We start from the raw sequence: 22486 nt of genomic DNA, 5'->3' as shown, positions 1-22486 counted from the left end.
GGGGTGGACCTCCCTTTCGCTTATTCCTCTTCAGTAACAACTGGTGCGACAGGCGCTTGAACTTCTTCGAGTGCTGGAGTCGCGTTCGGGATATTGTCCTCGTCTTCGTCGCGCATTTCGATCTCTTCATCATCAGCAGACATCATCTTGACGTCCATACCGAGGGATTGAAGCTCTTTAATGAGGACTCGGAACGATTCCGGTACGCCCGGTTGTGGTACATTCTCACCTTTGACGATTGCTTCGTACGCTTTAACACGACCGATCGTGTCATCCGACTTGATTGTAAGGATCTCTTGGAGCGTGTAGGCTGCGCCGTATGCTTCAAGTGCCCATACTTCCATCTCACCGAAACGCTGACCACCGAACTGGGCTTTACCACCGAGCGGTTGTTGTGTGACGAGTGAGTATGGTCCTGTCGAACGTGCGTGAAGTTTATCATCGACCATGTGAGCAAGTTTAATCATATACATGACACCGACAGAGATGCGGTTATCGAACGCTTCACCCGAACGACCATCATAAAGGACAGTCTTCGCGTCGCGATCCATACCTGCTTCTTCAATCGTTGCCCAAACATCTTCCTCACGCGCACCATCGAATACTGGTGATGCGACTTTGATGCCGAGTTGACGTGCTGCCATCCCGAGGTGAAGCTCGAGCAACTGCCCGATGTTCATCCGTGATGGAACCCCAAGTGGGTTCAACATGATGTCAATTGGCGTACCGTCTGGCATGTACGGCATGTCTTCTTCTGGAAGGATACGCGAGATAACACCTTTGTTACCGTGACGACCCGCCATTTTGTCACCCTCGTGAATCTTACGCTTCTGAACGATGTAAGCACGGATCAACTGGTTGACACCAGGTGAGAGCTCGTCTCCATTATCGCGGTCGAAGATTTTGACGTCGAGGATGATTCCATCACCACCGTGTGGTACACGGAGAGATGTATCACGGACTTCACGTGCTTTTTCACCGAAGATTGCATGAAGAAGACGTTCTTCCGCTGTCAATTCCGTTACACCCTTCGGCGTAACTTTACCGACGAGGATATCGCCGTCCTTGACTTCCGCACCGACGCGGATGATTCCGCGATCGTCGAGGTTTTTCAAGGCATCATCACCGACGTTCGGAATATCACGTGTGATTTCTTCCGGTCCGAGTTTCGTATCACGCGACTCACATTCGTATTCTTCGATGTGGATCGATGTGTAGACGTCGTCTTTAACAAGACGCTCACTCATGATGACAGCATCCTCATAGTTGTAACCATCCCATGTCATGAAACCGACGAGTACGTTACGACCAAGCGCAAGTTCCCCACCGTCCATCGATGGACCATCTGCAAGGATCTCGCCTTTATCGACTGGGTCGCCTGCTTTGATGATTGGTTTTTGGTTATAACACGTTCCTTGGTTAGAACGGATGAATTTTTGAATCTTGTAACGGTCGAGTTCACCTTCAACGATGTTGCCATCGACTTCCGTCGTACGACGGACAAGGATTTCACGCGCCGTGACACGCTCAGCGATCCCTGCGTGCTTCGCAACGACAGCGGCTCCTGAGTCTTTCGCAGACACGTACTCCATTCCTGTACCGACAATCGGAGATTCCGGGTTCAGAAGTGGGACGGCCTGACGCTGCATGTTCGCTCCCATGAGGGCACGGTTCGAGTCATCGTTCTCAAGGAACGGGATACAAGCCGTTGCGGCAGATACAACCTGCTTCGGCGAAACGTCCATGTAATCGACACGTGCTGGTTCGACAGACAAGTTTTGTCCACGGAAACGTGAAAGGACGTGTGAATCTTTGAACGTCTTCTCTTCCGTCAACAACATGTTTGCCTGTGCGACGACGTAGAGATCCTCTTCGTCAGCAGTCATGTAGTGGATTTCATCCGTGACGACGCCCGTTTCCGGATCGACACGACGATATGGCGCTTCGATGAAGCCGTACTCATTGACCTTCGCGTACGAAGACAAGGAGTTGATCAAACCGATGTTTGGTCCCTCTGGCGTTTCGATCGGACACATACGAGAATAGTGCGAGTAGTGTACGTCACGAACTTCGAAACCAGCGCGCTCACGTGTCAAACCACCCGGTCCGAGTGCTGAAAGACGACGTTTGTGCGTCAATTCCGCAAGCGGGTTCGTTTGGTCCATGAACTGAGACAACTGCGAGCTACCGAAGAACTCTTTAATCGATGCGATAACTGGACGAATGTTGATCAATGCCTGTGGCGTGATCGCATTCTGATCCTGAATCGACATCCGTTCCTTAACGACACGTTCCATCCGTGAGAGACCGATCCGGAATTGGTTCTGGAGCAGCTCACCGACTGAACGAAGACGACGGTTACCGAGGTGGTCGATATCGTCTGTCGTACCGACTTCATGCAACAAGTTGAAGAAGTAGTTGATGGCAGCAATCATGTCAGCAGGCGTGATGTGCTTGATGTCACGATCGATGTTACCGTTACCGATGATATTGATGATGCGTTCACCTTCAGCATCGTCCGGTGCGAACACCTTGATTGACTGTAAGTTGAAAGCCTCACCCTGCGTCACGCCGCCTGTAGGCGTCGCTTCGATGTAACCAACGGATCCTTCAAGGAATGGAAGGACTTTATCGAGCATACGACGATCAAGGACCGTTCCTGCTTCCGCGATGACTTCACCTGTCTCAGGATCAACAAGCGTTTCCGCAAGTTTTTGACCGAAGAGACGGTTCTTAAGATGAAGCTTTTTATTGATTTTATAACGACCAACGTTTGCCAAATCATAACGTTTCGGGTCAAAGAAGCGCGATACGAGCAACGCTTTTGCGTTTTCGACTGTCGGCGGCTCTCCCGGACGTAGACGCTCATAAATCTCGATGAGGGCTTTTTCCGTTGATTCCGTATTATCTTTTTCAAGTGAATTCCGGAGGTACTCATCATCACCGAGAAGATCGATGATTTCCTGATCCGTACCGAAACCAAGAGCACGTAAAAGAACCGTTACTGGAATCTTACGCGTGCGATCAATGCGAACATAAACGATGTCTTTCGCGTCTGTCTCGAGCTCGAGCCATGCACCACGGTTTGGGATGACTGTTGCGGAGAATCCACGCTTACCGTTCTTATCTAACTTATTGTTGTAATAAACACTTGGCGAACGAACAAGCTGCGAAACGATTACGCGCTCCGCTCCATTGATGATGAATGTTCCCGACTCCGTCATAAGCGGGAAGTCACCCATGAAGACTTCTTGTTCTTTCAATTCACCCGTCTCTTTATTTTGAAGACGGACTTTAACGCGTAGTGGTGCCGAATAGGTCACGTCGCGCTCTTTCGATTCATCGATCGAATACTTCGGCTCTCCGAGCGAGTAGTCGATGAATTCTAATACGAGATTCCCTGTGAAATCGGAAATCGGCGAAATGTCATGAAACATCTCACGAAGACCTTCCCGCAGGAACCACTCATACGAATTCGTTTGAATCTCGATTAAGTTTGGAAGTTCCAATACTTCGCTGATACGTGCATAGCTTCTTCTCTGACGGTGACGACCGTACTGAACAAGTTGACCAGTCAACTGATTCACCTCTCAGACCCACTTATTCTTATAGAGAAGGACGGGTGTAATATCGAACATTGAAGCCATTTTTTGATTGATAAGCGCAAAAAAGCGACGTCTTGTCTACTCAATCATCTGTAGTCGAGAACGCCAGCTGCTTTCAAACATCTTATCCAAAAATCACTCCAATGGCATTTTATAATACTATCATAGACACAACATGCGGTCAACGACAAATCCTTCGATTTGTCAAGACCGAATTGATTTAAATATCGAGTACCCTTTATCGCGGGTAACTGTCTCACACATACCGAATACGTCTTCCATCAACTTCTTCGCTGATGGTCCACCTTGTTTCTTTTGAATGACGACCCAAAGCTCGCCGCCGACGACAAGGTGATCATACGCTTCCCGGAGAATACGATGGACGACCGTTTTTCCCGCCCGAATCGGTGGATTCGTCACGATCGCTGCGAATGTCGATTCGCCTACCCCATCATACCCGTCACTCACACCGGTCGTCACGGAAACACCGTTCGCGCGCGCATTGTCTGCCGCTAGTTCGAGCGCCCGTTCATTGACATCGATCAAGTGTGCCGGACGACCCGTCGACTTCGAAAGCGCGATGCCCATCGGTCCGTATCCGCAGCCGACATCCAAGATGTCTCCCGCTACAGCCGGTTCCGTGAATGCCTCGATCAACAGACGGGAACCAAAATCGATTCCGTTCTTCGAAAAGACACCATGGTCCGATGTAAAGCGGAGCGTCTGACCACGCAGGACATATTCCCACGTCTTCGGATCTCGTTTCGATGAAGGGTCATTCGTATAATAATGATCCGCCATGTTTCCTTCCCCTCTCATGTAAAAGATGAAAACAAAAGAAGCTCGCAATGCGAGCTTCTTTTGTTTCTACGGAAGAAGAAAATTACTTAACTTCTACAGTAGCGCCAGCTTCTTCAAGCTTAGCTTTCATTGCTTCAGCGTCTTCTTTCGAAACGCCTTCTTTAACTGGTGCTGGAGTTCCGTCTACGAGAGCTTTCGCTTCTTTAAGACCGAGACCAGTCAATTCGCGAACTGCTTTGATGACGTTGATTTTACCAGATCCAGCGTTAGTAAGGATAACGTCGAATTCAGTTTGCTCTTCAGCTGCTGCGCCTGCGCCAGCACCTGCAACTGCTACTGGAGCTGCTGCTGATACGCCGAATTCTTCTTCGATTGTTTTTACGAGTTCGTTAAGTTCAAGAACAGTCATGCCCTTGAGGTCTTCGATAAATTGCTCTTTGTTGAAAGCCATTATGGTTTTCCTCCTTTGATTTAGCCCACGTTGGGGTGTGAAAATTGTGTTGGTTGCCTATCCCGCTAAGCAGAAATTAAGCAGATTGTTCTTCTTTTTGCTCTGCGATTGCGTTCGTTGCCACCGCGAGTCCACGGATTGGCGCTTGAAGCACGCTGAGGAGCATCGAAAGGAGACCTTCGCGTGATGGAAGTTCCGCAAGGGCTTTGACATCTTCTACTGAAGTGACTTTGCCTTCGATGATACCACCTTTAAGTTCGAGAGCCTTGTGCGTTTTAGCGAAGTCGTTCAAGATCTTAGCTGGCGCGATAACGTCTTCATTGCTGAAGGCGATCGCACTAGGACCTGTGAAGACTTCATCAAGACCTTCGAGGTTGCTTTGAACTGCCGCGCGGCGGAGGAGACCGTTTTTGTAAACTTTGAATTCAACGCCCGCTTCGCGGAGTTGTTTACGAAGTTCAGTGACTTCTTCTACTGTGAGACCACGGTAGTCGACGACAACTGTTCCTGCGCTCGCTTGGAGTTTCTCAGCGATCTCAGATACGAGATCCGCTTTGACAGCGATAACTTTTTCGTTTGCCATTTCTGTTGCACCTCCTGGTAGATGAAATGTACCGGTGCGAGGGGCTGCTCGATTTCAAATAAAAAGCCTCCGTCTGCAGAGCAGAGGAGGCGTAATCGTCAAAAAGGATACCTGAACAAACAGGCTCTCTGAGCAAGAACACCTCGGAAGGATTTATGCCCATGTGAGCACCTTCTGTCTACGGTATGTCGAAATATATCAACGTTTTATACTGTAACAGCGTTCTTAGAACGTTGTCAAGTTCGTTTTAGACGAAATTATTTCGCGAAGTCAGCTGAAGATACTTTTACACCAGGACCCATTGTAGAAGCGATCGCGATGTTCTTAAGGTATACACCTTTAGCAGTAGCAGGCTTAACTTTTACGAGAGTTTCGATAACTGTGTTGATGTTATCAACGAGTTTCTCGTTATCGAATGATTTTTTACCGACAGGAACGTGGATGTTACCTGATTTGTCGACACGGTACTCAACTTTACCAGCTTTGATATCGTTGATTGCTTTTGTGACGTCAAATGTAACTGTACCTGTTTTCGGGTTTGGCATGAGGCCTTTTGGTCCGAGAACGCGACCAAGTTTACCAACTTCACCCATCATGTCTGGTGTCGCGACGATAACGTCGAAGTCGAACCATCCTTGTTGGATTTTGTTGATGTACTCAGCATCACCAGCGTAATCTGCTCCAGCAGCTTCCGCTTCTTTTAATTTCTCACCTTTCGCGAAGACGAGAACTTTTTGTGTTTTACCAGTACCGTGTGGCAATACGACTGCTCCACGGATTTGTTGGTCTGCTTTCTTCGGATCTACTCCGAGACGAACAGCCAATTCGATAGTCTCATCGAATTTCGCAGTTGCAGATTTTTTAGTCAAATCTACAGCTTCTGCGAGTTCGTATGAAACCGTACGATCGATAAGCTTAGCAGCTTCTTTGTACTTCTTACCCATTTTAGGTTCCTCCTTTGTGGTTGTGCGGAAAATCCTCCCACATAATGAAAGGGTAGCAGGCTTCAAGAAACTATCCGCCTGCGACCCTCATCGTTGTTCATGGTAATCAAAAAGACATTAGTCTTCGATTACGATACCCATAGAACGTGCAGTACCTTCAACCATCAACATTGCTGTTTCAACAGATGATGCGTTAAGGTCTGGCATTTTTGTTTCAGCGATTTCACGAACTTTGTCACGTTTGACAGTCGCTACTTTCTTACGGTTCGGTTCACCTGAACCACTCTCAATTCCAGCTGCTTTCTTCAAGAGAACTGCTGCTGGAGGAGTTTTAGTGATGAATGTGAATGAACGATCTTCAAAAACCGTGATGACTACAGGGATAATCAAGCCGGCTTGGTCTTGTGTACGAGCGTTGAACTCTTTACAGAAGCCCATGATGTTCACACCTGCTTGACCGAGTGCCGGTCCAACTGGTGGAGCTGGGTTTGCTTTGCCCGCAGGAATTTGAAGTTTTACGAGTTTCATAACCTTCTTCGCCACGAGACACACCTCCTTAATTCTTTAATGTGGTTTAATTGGACGTTGCGCGTCCTCCCACTCATTCTATTCGACGAGTTATTTATCGAAATAAGCACAACATCAAACACGAAAAATTGTATCATTAAAACAAAACATTCGCAATAGGAAACTTAATCGATTTTATCGACCTGTGCGAAATCAAGCTCGACCTTCGTTTCACGACCGAACATATCAACAGAGACTTTCATTTTCTCAGCATCTGTATCAAGCTCCTCGATCGTACCTTCGAGATTTTCGAAAGCTCCTTCTTTGATTCGAACGATTTGTCCGAGTGAGAAGTCGTAACGGCTCTTCAGATCGACGAGACCCATTGATCCAAGGATGTTTTCTGCTTCTTCCGGAAGGAGTGGTGTCGGTTTTGAACCGCCGCCGACTGATCCGAGGAAGCCCGTGACGTTCGGAGTATTCCGGACGACATACCAAGAATCATCCGTCATGACCATCTCGACGAGGACATACCCCGGGAAGATCTTGACTTCACGTTCCTTGATTTTCGTTTCTCCCTTTTTGTTCGTTACTTCTTCTTGTACCGTTTCAATCGGAACGAGTACACGGAAGATTTTTTCGTCCATGTTCATGGATTCAATCCGACGTTCAAGGTTCGCCTTGACGTTGTTTTCGAATCCGGAATACGTTTGGACGACAAACCATTGTTTCTCCATGGTAGGCCACCTCTTCTTTTTACTTAATCAACCAGCTCATCAATGCGCTAAGCCCTGAATCGACGCCGAAGATGAAGACACCCATGAAGATCACCATACCGATGACCGTCAATGTGTATTTCGTCAGCTCTTTCCGTTTTGGCCAGCTCGTCTTTTTCAATTCATTCCATACGTCACGCAAAAATTTCATCGTACTTTCCCTCCAGGATGTAATAAATCGGGACAGATGAAGCCTTATTTCGCTTCTTTATGAATCGTATGCGCGTTACAACGACGGCAGAATTTCTTCAATTCCAAGCGGACAGTGACGTCCTCTTTTTTCATCGTCGTATAGTCGCGGGCACCGCAATTATCACAAGCAAGGCCTACTTTCTTCGCCATCTCAAAGTCCTCCTTCTTTGCCACTCTTCTCTTCTGTTAAGGTACTTTCCTTCCGAAAAAGAGCGTAAAAAAAAACGCCTATGAGCGGCGTCTCGCTAGTAAGGCGCTAGTTATACAGTAGCATAGGAAGGGATTACGGTCAATCTACCTCTCTGTTAGACCGTCATCTTTCGTGCTTCAAGATATCGCTCAAGCTTGCGCTTGACGCGTTGCAAGGCATTGTCGATCGATTTGACGTGACGATCGAGATCGTCAGAGATTTCCTGATACGTCCGTCCGTCGAGATAGAGCGCGAGGACCTTGCGTTCGAGGTCGCTCAGAATCTCATCCATCTTCGATTCGATGTCTGCGTATTCTTCCCGGTTGATGATCAAGATTTGTGGATCAGAAGGTGCTGTCGACGTGATGATATCAAGTAACGTCCGCTCCGATTCATCGTCATAGATCGGTTTATCGAGCGAGATGTACGAGTTCAACGGGATATGTTTCTGACGTGTCGCCGTCTTGATCGCAGTGATCATCTGTCGCGTGATGCATAATTCGGCAAATCCTTTAAACGAGGCGAGCTTATCCGTTCGGTAATCCCGTACCGCCTTATAGAGACCGATCATTCCTTCTTGAATGATGTCTTCCCGGTCTGCCCCGATCAAAAAGTAAGAACGGGCTTTAGCACGTACGAAATTTCGATACCGCTCGATCAAAAATTCGAGCGCATCGCTGTTATCGAACTCTTTCGCTTGTTCTACAAGCGCTTCATCGGTCATGCACTCAAACTGGTCGAACGAAACCAAACTCATCCTGTATCCCTCCAAGCATCATTGACGAATAGTTCAATTGTTTTTAATTATACAATAATTACCTGTCGCACGACAATGAAAATTGGCATGACCCCTTTTGTTGTATCCAAAATGTATCTTTTCTATAAAAAAACCACCGTTCTCCCGAATAAAGGAGAACGGTGGATCGCTCATGCGAATGGTTCATATCATGTATCTGAATTCTTTCGGCGACGAATCGCCTCGAGACGCGCGAGGACGTCTTCCGGTAAATCAATCTTCGAGCGCGGTTGAGCTGCTGTCTTCGCGGACGTCGTCTGTTGCTTGATGACGGCAACTGCCGCTTTCCATTCACGTCTAAGTTCCTGCGCCGATATACGAAGTGCGCCAAGCGTGAAGATGACCCACTGCTCCGTGTAATCATTCGTCGCTACTGTTAGCTTAACCCGGATATCCTGTAACCAATCAGCAGCTGTCTTTTCAATCCATTCATCTGCCGTTTCGTTCTCCCGTGTATAGACGATCTCGATTCCACTTTTTTGCATCCGAGACTCACGGCCCGGTTGCAGATAGGCATCAAAGACGATCGTAACGCTGATCCCTGTGACGGCTTGGTACTCCGCCATCGCATGAATCAACCGTTCCCGTGCTAATTCAAAGTCTTGCTCCCGCAACGTCCGAAATTCTGGCCATGCGCCAATGATATTGTAGCCATCTACGATGAGACGATCATATTTCATCGCGCATACGGCTTTCTAGTCCGGTAGACTTCATATAATAATAGCGAAGCCGCCACCGATGCGTTGAGCGACGTGACATGTCCTGCCATCGGGAGGTGGACGAGGAAGTCACATTTCTCACGGACGAGCCGGCTCATTCCTTTTCCTTCACTTCCAATGACGATTCCGAGCGGCATCGTCCCATCGAGTGTCCGGTAGTCGTCACTTTCACGTGCATCCGTTCCCACGAACCAGATGCCTTGTTTCTTTAGATCCTCCATCGTCCGAGCGAGGTTCGTCACGCGAACGACCGGGATATGTTCAATCGCGCCTGTTGATGCTTTCGCAACGACTTGTGTCAATCCGACTGAGCGACGCTTCGGAATAATGATCCCGTGTGCCCCGACAGCATCTGCCGTCCGCAAGATTGATCCGAGATTGTGTGGATCTTCGAGCTCATCAAGCATGATCAAGAGCGGTGTTTCATCCTTTTGACGTGCAAGCTCGAAGATATCTTCCATCTCAGCGTACTCATACGCAGCAACCGCTGCGACGACACCTTGGTGATTTTCCGTTCCAGCTAAACCGGTTAACCGTGAACGTGGTACGAGCTGGATTTGGATGCCCGCTTCCTGCGCCATCGCATGGATGACGGCAAGCGGTCCTTTTTGTTGTCCTTCCTGCAAGAACAGCTTGTTCATCTCTCGTCCACTCCGCAATGCCTCTAGGACCGGATTACGACCTGACAAGAAATCTTGTCCTTCTTCAAGCGGTTCGATCACGACGGGCTGTTCCTTGACTGGAGTAGCTTTTCGTTTCTCTTGTGCTGGGCGCTGTGCCTTCGTTTTCGGCTTCGCACCGGTAGCCTTAGGATTCGTCTGTTTTTTCGGCTTCGAGTAGTTCGAACGCTTGTCCGATGAGTTCTTCAAGGCGATCCCCTCCTTCTGAAAGATAAATATAACCGAGCAATGCTTCAAATGCTGTCGCGTAGCGATACGTGTGGACGTCCGTGCTCTTCGGGACAGAACCGGATTTCGCGTTCTTTCCGCGCCGAACGACCGCTGCCTCTTCTTCCGTCAGCGCATCCGTGTTCAACCAGTGCGTCACGACCGTCGCTTGTGCTTGTGCCCGAACATACCGGACAGCTGCTTTATGCAACTCGCCCGGCTTCACATAACCTTGTTCGAGCAATCGCTCCCGCACACGAATCTCATAGACGACATCGCCCATGTACGCTAACGCGAGTGCATTCAGTTGTTTATAGTTCTTCATCCGCGCTTCCACCGCATCCCTTGCGCTGTGTCTTCCAGTAAGATGCCTTGATCACGCAGCTGATCGCGGATTGCGTCCGCTCGTGCGAAGTCACGATTTTGACGGGCTGTGTTCCGCTCTTCGATCAACTGTTCGACTTCTTCATCGAGTAAGCCTTTGTCGACTGTCAACGTGACACCGAGGACATCTGATAATTCCGAGAAGAGTGCGAGGAACTGTTCGAGCACCTGTTTCGACACATGTGCTTCTCCGAGGTACAAGTTGGCTTCTTTCGAGAGATCGAATAAATCCGTCACAGCGTTCGCTGTATTGAAATCATCATCCATCGATGTGATGAAATGTTCCTTGATCGCCGCTAGACGATTCAACCACTTCTCGTCACCTGTTCCGAGATCAGCCGTCATGTCAAGACGGTGTTCGATGTTTGCGACCGACTCCCGAATCCGTGCGAGACCGTTCGCGGCTTGATCGATCAGTTCCCGACTGTAGTTGATCGGGTGACGATACTGAACCGATAACATGAAGAACCGTAACACCATCGGATCGACCGCTTGGATCGCTTCATGGACCGTCAGGAAGTTACCGAGCGACTTCGACATCTTCTCGTTTTCGATGTTCAAGAACCCGTTATGCATCCAGTAGTTCGCGAACTTCTTCGAGTTGCATGCTTCCGACTGGGCGATCTCATTTTCATGGTGCGGGAACTTCAAGTCTTGTCCGCCAGCATGAATGTCGATCGTCTCCCCGAGATATTTCTTCGCCATCGCCGAGCACTCGATGTGCCAGCCTGGTCGTCCTTCGCCCCATGGACTCGTCCATGCCGGCTCCCCTGGTTTTGCTGCTTTCCAGAGCACGAAATCAAGTGGATCTTCTTTTTTCTCTCCAACTTCAATTCGTGCGCCTGCACGCAATTCATCAATCGACTGTTGGCTCAATTGTCCATAATCATCGAAGCTACGCGTCCGGAAGTAGACATCTCCGCTTGATGCGTAGGCATTGCCTTTTTCGACGAGAACTTCGATGAAGGCGATGATATCGTCCATCGTTTCCGTGACGAGCGGATGGATGTCCGCTTTTTGGACATTCAAGGCGCCCGTGTCCGCGTGATACGCCTCGATGAAACGTTTCGTCAACGCATGATAGTCTTCTCCGAGTTCGTTCGCTGTCCGGATGATCTTATCGTCGACGTCCGTGAAGTTCGAGACATATTTGACTTCATATCCGCGGTATGTGAAGTAGCGGCGGACCGTATCGAAGACGATGGCTGGACGTGCGTTCCCGATATGAATGTAGTTGTAAACCGTCGGACCACAGACATACATCTTGACCTTTCCTTCTTCTAATGGTTTAAATGGTTCCTTTTTTCCGGTCATGCTGTTGTACAGTTGAATCATGACGTCGCCCTCCTTTAATCCGTTCAATTTCTTGTTTTAATACTTCTAGTTCCATTTCAATCCGCTCCTGGCATTCGCTGACCGGATCCGGGAAACGATGATCAAGTGGTGCTTCGACCTTCATGCCGTCTTGAATGACGACACGTCCCGGAATGCCGACGACGGTCGCATTGGGAGGAACGTGTTTTAAGACGACGGAACTGGCACCGATTTTTGAGTATGCCCCAATCGTGATATCACCAAGGACACGGGCACCTGCTGAGACAAGTACGCCGTCTTCAATCGTCGGATGACGCTTTCCTGTTTCTTTCCCTGTTCCGCCAAGCGTCACGCCTTGAAACAACGTGACGTCATCACCAATGATCGTTGTCTCACCAATGACGACACCCATCCCGTGATCAATAAAGAATCGGCGTCCAATCGTCGCTCCTGGATGAATCTCGATGCCTGTCAAAAAGCGACTGAATTGCGAAATCAATCGACCGAGCAAGCGGAACTTTGCGTTCCAGAGTCGATGGGCCAGACGATGCATCCAAATCGCATGTAAGCCCGGGTATGTCAAAATGACTTCTAACGTGCTGCGGGCAGCTGGATCTTGCTCAAACACATTGCGGATATCTTCTCGTATCCGTGTCATATACGTTCTCCTCTCCATAAGAAAAAGCGCCTCTATGCATTGCTGCACAGAGACGCTAACGAAGCGCGGTCCCACTCTGTTTGGACGATTGACTCGTCCCTCTCGACGTCCGTTAACGCCGGAGATACGTCTGCGCCTACTCTCACGGATTTCGGGCAGCACTCAGAGGGGCATTTCATGATTCGCTTCTTCAAGCCCTCGCACCATTCGAGCTTGTCTCTGGAGAAGAAGACGCATCGTTACTTTCCTCGTCTACGCTTTCGTTATTCTGCTTCAAGCCGTGCAAGCACACGGTCTTTTCCTAGTAATTGAATCGTGTTCGGGAGTTCTGGACCATGCGTCTGTCCTGTCGTCGCGACACGAATTGGCATGAATAAATTCTTTCCTTTTTGACCAGTCGCTTTTTGCGTCGCTTTGATCGATGCTTTAATTGCTTCTGGTGTCCACTCTTCGAGAGCACGTAACTGATTCGCGAATTCTGCAAGTACAGTCGGAACCGTCTCGCCGCTCAAGACAGTGTTTGCCTCTTCATCATACACCACTTCGTCCTCAAAGAACATCTCTGAAAGCTTGACGATTTCCGCGCCATGCGTCATCTGTTCGCGGTATAACGCAACGAGATCACGTGCCCAAGCAAGCTCTTCTTCTGAAGGTGACGCTTCGACGCGACCTGCTTCTTGTAAGAACGGAAGACTGGCTTCGAATACTTCTTCGAACGATTGATGTTTCATGTACTGGCTGTTGATCCAAGCCAATTTGTTTTGGTCAAAGACAGCTGGACTCTTCGAGAGACGATCTGCGTCAAAGATTTCGATGAACTCTTCTTTCGTGAAGATTTCTTGTTCGCCGACTGGTGACCAACCGAGAAGCGTGATGAAGTTGAGCAATGCTTCCGGGAGATAACCGAGCTCTTTATACTGCTCGATATACTGAATGATCGAGTGATCACGTTTCGAGAGTTTCTTGTGTGATTCGTTGACGATCAATGTCATGTGACCGAACGTCGGGTATTCCCAACCGAACGCATCATAGATCATCATTTGTTTCGGTGTGTTCGAAATATGATCATCTCCACGAAGAACATGGCTGATCGCCATCAAGTGATCGTCGATGACGACGGCAAAGTTATACGTCGGAATGCCGTCTTTTTTGACGATGACCCAGTCACCGAAGTCTTTTGATTCGAATGAGACGTCGTCTTTAACGATATCATTCCATGTATACGTAACATCTTCCGGTACACGAATCCGAATCGATGGCGTGCGACCTTCTGCGCGGAACGCTTCTTCTTGTTCTGCTGTCAGGTTACGGTGTGCTCCTGAATAACGCGGTGCTTCTCCACGTGCGATTTGTGCTTCGCGTTCTGCTTCGAGCTCTTCCGATGTCATGTAGCAACGGTAAGCAAGTCCTTTTTCAAGTAACTCGTCCGTGTACTTTTGGTAGATATCGAGACGCTCCATTTGTGAATAAGGACCGTACTCACCACCGCGACCTGGACCTTCGTCCCAATCGACACCGAGCCACTCGAGGTTCTTCATTTGACTCTCGACACCGCCTGCGATGTTCCGCTTTTGGTCCGTATCCTCGATTCGTAATACCATCTTACCGCCTAAGTGGCGCGCAAAGAGATAGTTAAATAATGCAGTCCGGGCATTCCCGATATGCAAGTGTCCTGTTGGACTTGGGGCATAACGTACTCGTACTTCTGCCATTGCCAATCACTCCTTCGACTAAAATTCGCTTATCTAGTATACCTTATTCTTCGATTCGTTTCAGTAGAATCACTGCTTGACAAGCGATTCCCTCTTCTCGTCCCGTAAAACCTAACCATTCCGTCGTCGTTGCCTTAACATTGATCTGTTCAATGTCCGCTTCGAGCAATTCCGCGATCCGCGCTCGCATCGTATCGATGTACGGACGGAGCTTTGGTGCCTGTGCGATGACTGTCGCATCTAGGTTGCCAAGCTCATACCCTTGTTGTTTAACGAGCGCGTAGACATGCTGCAGCAATTTTGCTGAATCGGCATCCTTGAATTCCGGATCCGTATCCGGAAAATGTTTTCCGATATCCCCTGCTGCGATTGCACCAAGTGCCGCGTCGGCAATCGTATGTAACAAGACGTCTGCATCCGAATGACCGAGCAATCCTTTCGTGTGCGGAATCTCGATGCCGCCTAAAATCAATTTCCGATCCTCTGCAAAGGCATGTACATCAAAACCTTGTCCAATTCGAATCATCGTCATTTCCCTCGTTTCATTAGAATCGCTTCACCGAACCAAAGATCGTCCGGTGTCGTCATCTTGATATTTTCGTAGTGACCGTGGACGATCGTTACTTTTCCTCCGTCCCATTCTATCAAACTTGCATCATCGGTTCCTAGGTATTTCGTTGCCGCTTTTTCATGAACTGTGCGAATCGTCGCAAGATCAAACGCTTGTGGTGTCTGCGCTGCCATCAGGTGTTCCCGCGGGACGGTCTCGCTGATGTGATTCGCTTCAATCCTTTTGACCGTGTCTTTAATCGGCACGGCAAGAATCGCCGCCTGATCTAGGACTGCCGCCTGGACGACCGCCTGAATCGCTGCTTGTGAAATGAACGGTCGGGCACCATCATGGATTAAAACGATCCCTTCGCCTTCTAACGCCTCAAGACCACGGAGCACACTTTCCTGACGTTCGGCACCACCCGCGACAAGTCTAATCGATGTCTTATAAGACGCGATAATACTTGTAAACCATTCCTGTTCTAGTGGATTGATCGCAAGGACGATTTCCGTACATGTCGGATCTGCCTCGAAGACATCCAGTGTCCAAGCGATGATTGGACGGTCTCTTAGTTCAAGCATCAATTTATTACGATCTGCGCCCATCCGCTTACCGGCACCGGCAGCGGGGATGACGACGCGATATGTGGCTGTAGACATCCCATTCCCTCTTTTCTCTCTCACTGATCATCGTGATCCATTCCATCACACCGAAAACGGACTCGATCATGAAATCGAATCCGTTACGGGGTCTATCCGAATGCCTCTCGATGTCTCTCTAGGCATAGTGTCTCATTTTTCTTGTGGTTTCGCAAAAATCATTCGTCCAGCCGATGTCTGCAAGACGCTCGTGACGACAACGCCAATCGTTTTCGAAATCAGATGTTTTCCGCCTTCGACGACGACCATCGTCCCATCTTCGAGATAGGCGATGCCCTGTTTTTGTTCTTTTCCTTCCTTGATGACAAGAACGGTCATCTCTTCTCCTGGAATGACGACTTGTTTGACGGCATTCGCCAGGTCATTGATGTTAAGAACAGGAACATGTCGGACTTCACAGACTTTGTTCAAGTTATAGTCGTTCGTGACGACGATCCCTTTGACGAGTTCCGCGAGTTTAATCAGTTTAATATCGACTTCCGGTACATCCTCGAAATCGCCATCATAAATTTCGACCTCGACTCCAGGAATCTCTTGTAATTCTTTTAAGACATCGAGTCCACGACGTCCACGATTTCGTTTCAACGTGTCCGAAGAATCGGCGATGTACTGCAACTCACCGATGACGAATTGCGGAACGATCAGCTTTCCTTCGACGAAACCGGTCTTCGTGATATCCGTGATCCGTCCGTCGATGATGACGCTCGTATCGAGTACCTTACTGTTTGATTTAACTGGAACGACGACTTCTGGCGTCGCCTTTTTCTCACTTTGGTTGCTGCGTAAGAAGATTTTCGTCAATTCATGACGTTTACGATATCCGACCGTAAAGCCAAGATATCCGAACAACGCGGTCACGAAGATCGTTAAGACGTTACTGAGGACAGGAATACCTACTAAATCAATCAATGTACTGACGAGGAAAGCCAGTACCAACCCAATCAACAAACCAAATGTTCCAAAAAAGAGATCTGCTACCGGGGCTTTGACGAGCCGTTCTTCTAAAAATCGGAGAAGTCGAATTACCGAATCCGTAATGAATAATCCAATTAATAAGAATATGAGTGCACCAATCGTTCCAGTTACGTATTCGCTCATCAACCACGCGGGGAATGTCGTATTCGTTGCCGTTTCAATTAATTGGAAGAACTGAGGAAGCAACAAAATCCCGAGGGCAAGTCCGAGTAATGCAAAAAATACCCGAATGACGATTTTCAATCTTCTCACCTCCTTTGCTTATTTTAAGTTCATTGTAACATGTACTGATTTGAACTACCTACGCCGGAAGGAGGGGAAACTGTTTACATATCCATTACAGTTCCCCCATTTTTTGCGTCATTCCAGCTTAAAACGGAATGGTTTCACGTAATGCTTCGTCCACACTCTCGACACCGACGACCGTAATCCCGTCCGGATACGTCCAGCCGCCTAAGTTATTTTTCGGAATGATCGCCCGTGTGAAACCGAGTTTGGCTGCTTCTGCTACACGTTGTTCGATTCGCGATACACGGCGAACCTCACCTGTCAATCCGACTTCACCAATCACGACATCCGTCGGACGCGTCGGCTTGTCACGGAAACTAGAAGCAATCGCGACACAAACCGCCAAGTCAATCGCCGGTTCATCAAGCTTCACACCACCGGCTGCCTTGAGGTACGCATCTTGTGTCTGAAGGAGAAGACCCGATCGTTTCTCAAGCACAGCCATCAATAAAGCCACCTTATTTTGATCGATTCCGGTCGCCATCCGTCTTGGATTTCCGAATGACGTCGGTGAAATCAACGCTTGCAGTTCGACAAGGACCGTCCGTGTCCCTTCCATCGAAGCGACGATCGTCGAACCGGATACACCGGACGTCCGCTCCTCAAGGAAAATTTCTGAAGGATTCAAGACTTCTTCAAGACCAGACTCCCGCATCTCAAAAATTCCGATCTCATTCGTTGAACCAAATCGGTTTTTGACGGCACGCAGAATCCGGAACGTATGATGACGTTCGCCTTCGAAATACAAGACGGCATCCACCATGTGCTCTAGTAAACGTGGTCCAGCAATCGAACCCTGTTTCGTGACGTGACCGACGATGAAGATCGCAATACCGCGACTCTTCGCAATTTTCATCAGCATCGCCGTACATTCACGTACCTGTGTCACACTCCCGGGTGCAGACTGGATTTCATCAATATAAACGGTTTGAATCGAGTCGATGATTAAAAAACGTGGCTGTTCTTCATCGACGACACGTTCAATCATGTTCATATCCGTCTCACTCAGGACGAACAAATCCTGAGTCGGTAAGCCAAGCCGTTCCGCGCGCAATTTAGTTTGTTTGAGCGATTCTTCTCCTGAGATGTAAAGCACTTTTTCGCCGCGTTGGGCAAGACGTGCGCTCGTCTGCAGTAAGATCGTCGACTTCCCGATCCCCGGATCTCCTCCAACAAGCACCATCGAACCTGGAACGATACCGCCTCCGAGGACACGGTCGAATTCACCACTTCCGGTAAAGACGCGACTCTCCTCTTGCGAGACGATGTTCGCGAGGCGCTCTGGCTTCAATTGTTTTGTCGTCGTATGAACGAAAGCGGCACCGCGCCGTCCTTTTTTCTCTTCGACGACTTCTTCGACCATCGTGTTCCATTCTCCGCATCCAGAACAACGTCCCATCCATTTCGGTGATTCGGTTCCACAGCTTTGACAAACGAATTTTGTTTTTAACTTAGCCAATCGATTCATCCTTTCTGTTTCAAAAAAAGAACCAGCTTCGCTCAGAAAGTGCGAAAGCTGGCCCTGTGCTCAGTGCTTATTCCGTTGCGGCAGAACTCACGTGATTCCGGCGAACGATGAATTCGTTCTCTTCGACATCAAGCGCAACACGTTCTCCTTTTTGGATATCGCCTGCGAGCAATGCTTCTGACAACCGGTCTTCCGCTTCCCGTTGAAGGGCACGACGGATTGGACGTGCGCCGTACTCTGGATCGTATCCGATATCGGCAATCTTCGAGAGGGCAGCTGGTGTCAATTCGAAATGAATTTCCTGTTCAGCCAAACGTTTTTCAAGGGTTTTCGCCATCAACTTCACGATCTCTTCGATGTGTTGTTTCTCGAGTGAGTGGAAGACGATCGTTTCATCAATCCGGTTCAAGAACTCTGGACGGAACGCCCGTTTGAGTTCTTCCATGACTTTATCTTTCATGTCTTTGTATTCGCGATCCGTATCTTCCGAAACAGCGAATCCGACATATTTATTCCGTTTAAGGGCACTTGCACCGACGTTCGATGTCATGACGATGATCGTGTTACGGAAATCAACCGTCCGACCTTTCGAGTCTGTTAAGCGTCCATCATCAAGTACTTGCAAGAGAATGTTGAAGACTTCCGGGTGCGCCTTCTCGATTTCATCAAGTAAGATGACTGAGTATGGTTTCCGGCGAACTTTTTCCGTCAATTGACCGCCTTCTTCGTAACCGACATATCCTGGAGGTGAACCGACGAGACGGCTCGTTGCATGTTTCTCCATGTACTCTGACATGTCGATTCGGATGATCGCATCCTCATCTCCGAACATCGCTTCGGCAACCGCACGAGCGAGTTCTGTCTTACCAACCCCAGTAGGACCGAGGAAGATGAACGAACCGATCGGACGTTTTGGATCCTTCAGTCCAGCACGTGCGCGACGGATGGCTTTTGAAATCGATTTAACGGCTTCATTTTGACCGATGACACGATCGTGAAGGATTTCTTCGAGGCGAAGGAGACGATCTGTCTCTTCTTCCGCGATCTTCGTGACCGGTACACCTGTCCAGTTGGCAACGACTTGTGCGATGTCATCTTTTGTGACTTCAAGTTTTTCGTTGCCTTGTTTATTCTGCCATTCCTCTTTCAAACGCTCAAGCTCATCGCGTAATTTTTGTTCCGTGTCGCGGAGGCTTGCTGCTTTTTCGAACTCTTGGCTTTGGACCGCTTCATCCTTGTCCTTGCGGATACCTTCGAGTTTTGCTTCGACTTCTTTTAAGTTCGGTGGTGCTGTGTATGAACGCAACCGAACTTTCGATGCCGCTTCATCGATCAAATCGATCGCTTTATCCGGAAGGAAACGATCCGAAATGTATCGATCTGACAATGTGACGGCTTCTTGAATCGCTTCGTCTGTGATCGTCACACGATGGTGTGCTTCATAACGATCGCGAAGACCAAATAGGATTTGTGTTGCTTCATCCGTTGTTGGCTCTGCGACTTGGATCGGTTGGAAACGACGTTCGAGTGCCGCATCTTTTTCGATGTATTTCCGGTACTCATCAAGAGTCGTTGCTCCGATACACTGGAGTTCGCCTCGTGCGAGCGATGGTTTAAGGATGTTCGATGCATCGATCGCACCTTCTGCTCCACCCGCTCCGATCAATGTATGCAACTCATCAATGAAGAGAATGATGTTCCCCGCTTGACGAATCTCATCCATGACCTTTTTCAAACGATCTTCGAATTCACCACGGTATTTCGTACCAGCGACAAGTGTCCCCATGTCGAGTACCATGACGCGTTTATTGCGTAACGTCTCCGGTACTTCATTGTTGATGATTTGTTGAGCGAGACCTTCGACGACAGCCGTTTTACCGACCCCTGGTTCCCCGATCAAGACCGGGTTATTTTTCGTCCGGCGGCTCAAGACTTCGATGACACGTTGAATTTCTTTCGCACGACCGATAACTGGATCAAGACGTGTTTCGCGCGCTTGTTGTGTCAAATCACGAGCAAGACCATCAAGTGTTGGTGTTGCGACACCTGAACCTGCTTGCGACGCGTTTGCTGTCGTTTCGCTGTTCCCGAGCAACTGGAGTACTTGCTGACGGGCTTTTGAAAGACTGATGCCTAAGTTATTCAAGACACGAGCAGCAACGCCCTCTCCTTCTCGAATCAATCCGAGCAAGAGGTGTTCTGTTCCAACGTAAGAGTGACCTAGTTTACGTGCCTCATCCATTGATAACTCGATGACTTTTTTCGCACGTGGTGTATAGTGAATCGTCGTTGCACCATCTTGTCCGCGACCGATCAATGCTTCGACTTCCATCTGAATTTTATCTGAACTGAGACCGAGTGCTGTTAAGGCTTTCGCAGCGATTCCGTCTCCTTCACGTACAAGTCCGAGTAAAATGTGTTCTGTTCCGATATTGTGGTGCCCCAACCGTACTGCCTCTTCTTGAGCAAGTGCCAATACACGTTGTGCACGTTCTGTGAATCGTCCAAACATCATTATGCAAAACCTCCTTGTGTGTGATCCCTGTTTGTCTGTTCGGTTAACATCGTCCGGATTCGTTTCGCCCGTTCAATGTCCCGTTCTCTAGATGTTAATTGTTTCCCGAAATGCTTTTGTAGAAAACCTGTTTGTAATGAAACGAGCAGTTGATGAAAAAGATTTGGAGGAAGATTGACTTCTAGTCCCAGACTGTCTGCTAAGCGAACATCCGATAGTCGTTCCGTTGCTTCCCGCGCTGTAATCAGTCGAGCTGATGTCAGGACACCGTAGGAACGATATAGTCTGTCCTCTAGTTCTTCTTGATACATCTCCAATAATCCTTTTCGTGCTGCCTGTTCTGCTTCAATTAATGCTTCGACGGCAAATTGATAGTCCGTGATCAGCATATCTTCACTTGCCCCAAGCGTCCGTTGGTTCGAAAGTTGGAACATGCGACCAGAGGCATCGCTTCCCTCGCCGTAACGCCCACGAATCGCGAATCCGAGCTGTCGTAAGTGTTTGATATAGCCTTGAATCTGATTCGTCAGGACCAGTCCCGGTAAGTGCAACATCACGGAAGCACGAAGACCTGTTCCGACGTTACTCGGACACGTCGTTAAATAACCAAGCGTGTCATCAAAAGCAATTTTAAATCGTTCACTGATCAAACGATCGACTTGTTTTGCGATCCGAAACGCTTCTTCAAGCTGTAGCCCAGGTAATAATGTCTGGATTCGAAAATGATCCTCTTCGTTTACCATGACACTGATCTGCTCATCCTCACTAATGAAGAGTCCTGTCCGTGGATGACTTGCTAACGCTGGACTGATCAGATGCTTTTCTACTAAAGCGGTTCGCGTCAGGACATCTGCTTGATCGACGCGACCAAACCGGAACCCTTTCATCCCGTTTAGTTGGCGTTCTGTCTCTTCAATGAGCGCATTCGCTTGTGCTTCTGACAACATCGTTGAGAACGGATAACGTGTCGTATTACGCGCCAACCGGATCCGTGTCGAAACGACGATGTCGTCAAAGGGAGAAGATTGATTCATCGATTCGCTTAAAGGGTGTTGGAGCAACTCTTCAAACATGACGCAAATCCTCCTCGACACTCTCAATCTGTTGTTTTATGATTTCTGCTTCTTCATAATCTTCTGCTAAGATTTTGCGGTTAAGTTGTTCTTTCAATCGACTGAGCTGCTGGTTCAATCGTTTTTCAACGGATTCCTCATCAGGCCGTGAGCCATAATGTTGCGTATGACCGTGTTGGAACTGACGAACCATGCCGTCGACTTCGTCTTTAAAAAATGAATAACAAGTCGGGCAACCGACTTTACGAAGATGAAGCAATTGTTGACGGGTCATACCACAAGACGGACACGCCGTCCCTTGATATTCACGTGCTAACTCCCGCACACAAACCGAGCATAAGAACTTCTCATCGGTTTCCGATTCTTGTGGAAGTTTGACACGGACGATTGCTTCTCGTTCGCCACATCGTTGACAACGCATCATGCATTCCTCCAA

At 48.6% G+C, this 22486-nt stretch carries 23 protein-coding genes and 2 other annotated features; all 23 genes read right to left on the bottom strand.

The annotated features are described in order from the left end of the window. Positions 1–20: 20 nt before the first annotated feature. The 23 genes from rpoB to K7G97_RS00525 all read right to left on the bottom strand — a co-directional run bounded on the left by rpoB (position 21) and on the right by K7G97_RS00525 (position 22471). A complete protein-coding gene (gene rpoB / locus K7G97_RS00635; protein WP_058705179.1) occupies positions 21–3578 on the bottom strand; it encodes a DNA-directed RNA polymerase subunit beta in 3558 nt (1185 codons plus the stop codon). 231 nt (positions 3579–3809) lie between these two features. Further along, positions 3810–4406 (bottom strand): class I SAM-dependent methyltransferase, encoded by a 597-nt coding sequence (locus K7G97_RS00630; protein ID WP_023466614.1) that lies wholly within the window; start codon positions 4404–4406, stop codon positions 3810–3812. Positions 4407–4488: 82 nt separating this feature from the next. Then, the gene (gene rplL / locus K7G97_RS00625; RefSeq protein ID WP_023466613.1) at positions 4489–4857 is read right to left on the bottom strand and encodes a 50S ribosomal protein L7/L12; all 369 of its coding nucleotides are present in this window, start codon (positions 4855–4857) and stop codon (positions 4489–4491) included. A gap of 76 nt (positions 4858–4933) precedes the next feature. Beyond that, positions 4934–5440: a 50S ribosomal protein L10 gene (rplJ, locus tag K7G97_RS00620; RefSeq protein WP_023466611.1), complete on the bottom strand. Its 507-nt coding sequence runs from the start codon at positions 5438–5440 to the stop codon at positions 4934–4936. Between the two features lie 50 nt (positions 5441–5490). Next, positions 5491–5642: a sequence feature (ribosomal protein L10 leader region), on the bottom strand. Between the two features lie 55 nt (positions 5643–5697). Further along, positions 5698–6384, bottom strand: coding sequence for a 50S ribosomal protein L1 (rplA, locus tag K7G97_RS00615; protein ID WP_064300983.1), 687 nt, complete (start codon positions 6382–6384; stop codon positions 5698–5700). A gap of 117 nt (positions 6385–6501) precedes the next feature. Further along, positions 6502–6927: a 50S ribosomal protein L11 gene (gene rplK / locus K7G97_RS00610; RefSeq protein ID WP_023466609.1), complete on the bottom strand. Its 426-nt coding sequence runs from the start codon at positions 6925–6927 to the stop codon at positions 6502–6504. 149 nt (positions 6928–7076) lie between these two features. Next, complete coding sequence (nusG, locus tag K7G97_RS00605; protein WP_023466607.1) at positions 7077–7628, bottom strand: transcription termination/antitermination protein NusG; 552 nt, start codon at positions 7626–7628, stop codon at positions 7077–7079. Between the two features lie 19 nt (positions 7629–7647). Further along, the gene (gene secE, locus K7G97_RS00600; protein ID WP_023466605.1) at positions 7648–7818 is read right to left on the bottom strand and encodes a preprotein translocase subunit SecE; all 171 of its coding nucleotides are present in this window, start codon (positions 7816–7818) and stop codon (positions 7648–7650) included. Between the two features lie 44 nt (positions 7819–7862). Beyond that, positions 7863–8009: a 50S ribosomal protein L33 gene (gene rpmG, locus K7G97_RS00595; RefSeq protein ID WP_023466603.1), complete on the bottom strand. Its 147-nt coding sequence runs from the start codon at positions 8007–8009 to the stop codon at positions 7863–7865. Between the two features lie 155 nt (positions 8010–8164). Next, complete coding sequence (gene sigH, locus K7G97_RS00590; protein ID WP_029343084.1) at positions 8165–8806, bottom strand: RNA polymerase sporulation sigma factor SigH; 642 nt, start codon at positions 8804–8806, stop codon at positions 8165–8167. Positions 8807–8994: 188 nt separating this feature from the next. Beyond that, positions 8995–9525, bottom strand: a complete 531-nt coding sequence (locus tag K7G97_RS00585; RefSeq protein WP_035399363.1) for an NYN domain-containing protein — start codon at positions 9523–9525, stop codon at positions 8995–8997. Further along, positions 9522–10286, bottom strand: a complete 765-nt coding sequence (gene rlmB, locus K7G97_RS00580) for a 23S rRNA (guanosine(2251)-2'-O)-methyltransferase RlmB (RefSeq protein WP_035399377.1) — start codon at positions 10284–10286, stop codon at positions 9522–9524. Before rlmB ends, K7G97_RS00585 begins: the two co-directional genes overlap by 4 nt. Positions 10287–10371: 85 nt before the next feature. Beyond that, positions 10372–10776, bottom strand: coding sequence for a Mini-ribonuclease 3 (locus K7G97_RS00575; protein WP_023466600.1), 405 nt, complete (start codon positions 10774–10776; stop codon positions 10372–10374). Next, on the bottom strand, positions 10773–12170 hold the full coding sequence (gene cysS / locus K7G97_RS00570) for a cysteine--tRNA ligase (RefSeq protein WP_223041108.1): 1398 nt from the start codon (positions 12168–12170) through the stop codon (positions 10773–10775). Before cysS ends, K7G97_RS00575 begins: the two co-directional genes overlap by 4 nt. After that, positions 12124–12843, bottom strand: a complete 720-nt coding sequence (gene epsC / locus K7G97_RS00565) for a serine O-acetyltransferase EpsC (RefSeq protein ID WP_255343794.1) — start codon at positions 12841–12843, stop codon at positions 12124–12126. Before epsC ends, cysS begins: the two co-directional genes overlap by 47 nt. A gap of 9 nt (positions 12844–12852) precedes the next feature. Next, positions 12853–13071, bottom strand: a binding site (T-box leader). Further along, on the bottom strand, positions 13071–14519 hold the full coding sequence (gene gltX / locus K7G97_RS00560; RefSeq protein WP_023466595.1) for a glutamate--tRNA ligase: 1449 nt from the start codon (positions 14517–14519) through the stop codon (positions 13071–13073). It overlaps the preceding feature by 1 nt. A 43-nt stretch (positions 14520–14562) precedes the next feature. Beyond that, positions 14563–15045: a 2-C-methyl-D-erythritol 2,4-cyclodiphosphate synthase gene (gene ispF / locus K7G97_RS00555; RefSeq protein WP_029343079.1), complete on the bottom strand. Its 483-nt coding sequence runs from the start codon at positions 15043–15045 to the stop codon at positions 14563–14565. 2 nt (positions 15046–15047) lie between these two features. Then, positions 15048–15731 (bottom strand): 2-C-methyl-D-erythritol 4-phosphate cytidylyltransferase, encoded by a 684-nt coding sequence (gene ispD / locus K7G97_RS00550; RefSeq protein WP_223041107.1) that lies wholly within the window; start codon positions 15729–15731, stop codon positions 15048–15050. 132 nt (positions 15732–15863) lie between these two features. Then, positions 15864–16949 (bottom strand): PIN/TRAM domain-containing protein, encoded by a 1086-nt coding sequence (locus K7G97_RS00545; protein WP_023466590.1) that lies wholly within the window; start codon positions 16947–16949, stop codon positions 15864–15866. A gap of 127 nt (positions 16950–17076) precedes the next feature. Continuing rightward, on the bottom strand, positions 17077–18453 hold the full coding sequence (radA, locus tag K7G97_RS00540; protein ID WP_029343076.1) for a DNA repair protein RadA: 1377 nt from the start codon (positions 18451–18453) through the stop codon (positions 17077–17079). Between the two features lie 76 nt (positions 18454–18529). Next, positions 18530–20977 carry an ATP-dependent protease ATP-binding subunit ClpC gene (gene clpC, locus K7G97_RS00535; RefSeq protein WP_023466588.1) on the bottom strand — a complete coding sequence of 816 codons (2448 nt, stop codon included), beginning with the start codon at positions 20975–20977 and terminating at the stop codon, positions 18530–18532. After that, positions 20977–22050, bottom strand: coding sequence for a protein arginine kinase (locus K7G97_RS00530; RefSeq protein ID WP_195866116.1), 1074 nt, complete (start codon positions 22048–22050; stop codon positions 20977–20979). The genes clpC and K7G97_RS00530 overlap by 1 nt, the downstream gene beginning before the upstream one ends. Next, positions 22043–22471, bottom strand: a complete 429-nt coding sequence (locus K7G97_RS00525; RefSeq protein WP_029343073.1) for a hypothetical protein — start codon at positions 22469–22471, stop codon at positions 22043–22045. The genes K7G97_RS00530 and K7G97_RS00525 overlap by 8 nt, the downstream gene beginning before the upstream one ends. Positions 22472–22486: the final 15 nt, after the last annotated feature.

The organism is Exiguobacterium acetylicum (genome assembly GCF_019890935.1).
GTDB lineage: Bacteria > Bacillota > Bacilli > Exiguobacteriales > Exiguobacteriaceae > Exiguobacterium_A > Exiguobacterium_A abrahamii.
The sequence above is the reverse complement of the archived record's forward strand: the minus strand, read 5'-3'. Positions and strand labels throughout refer to the sequence as shown.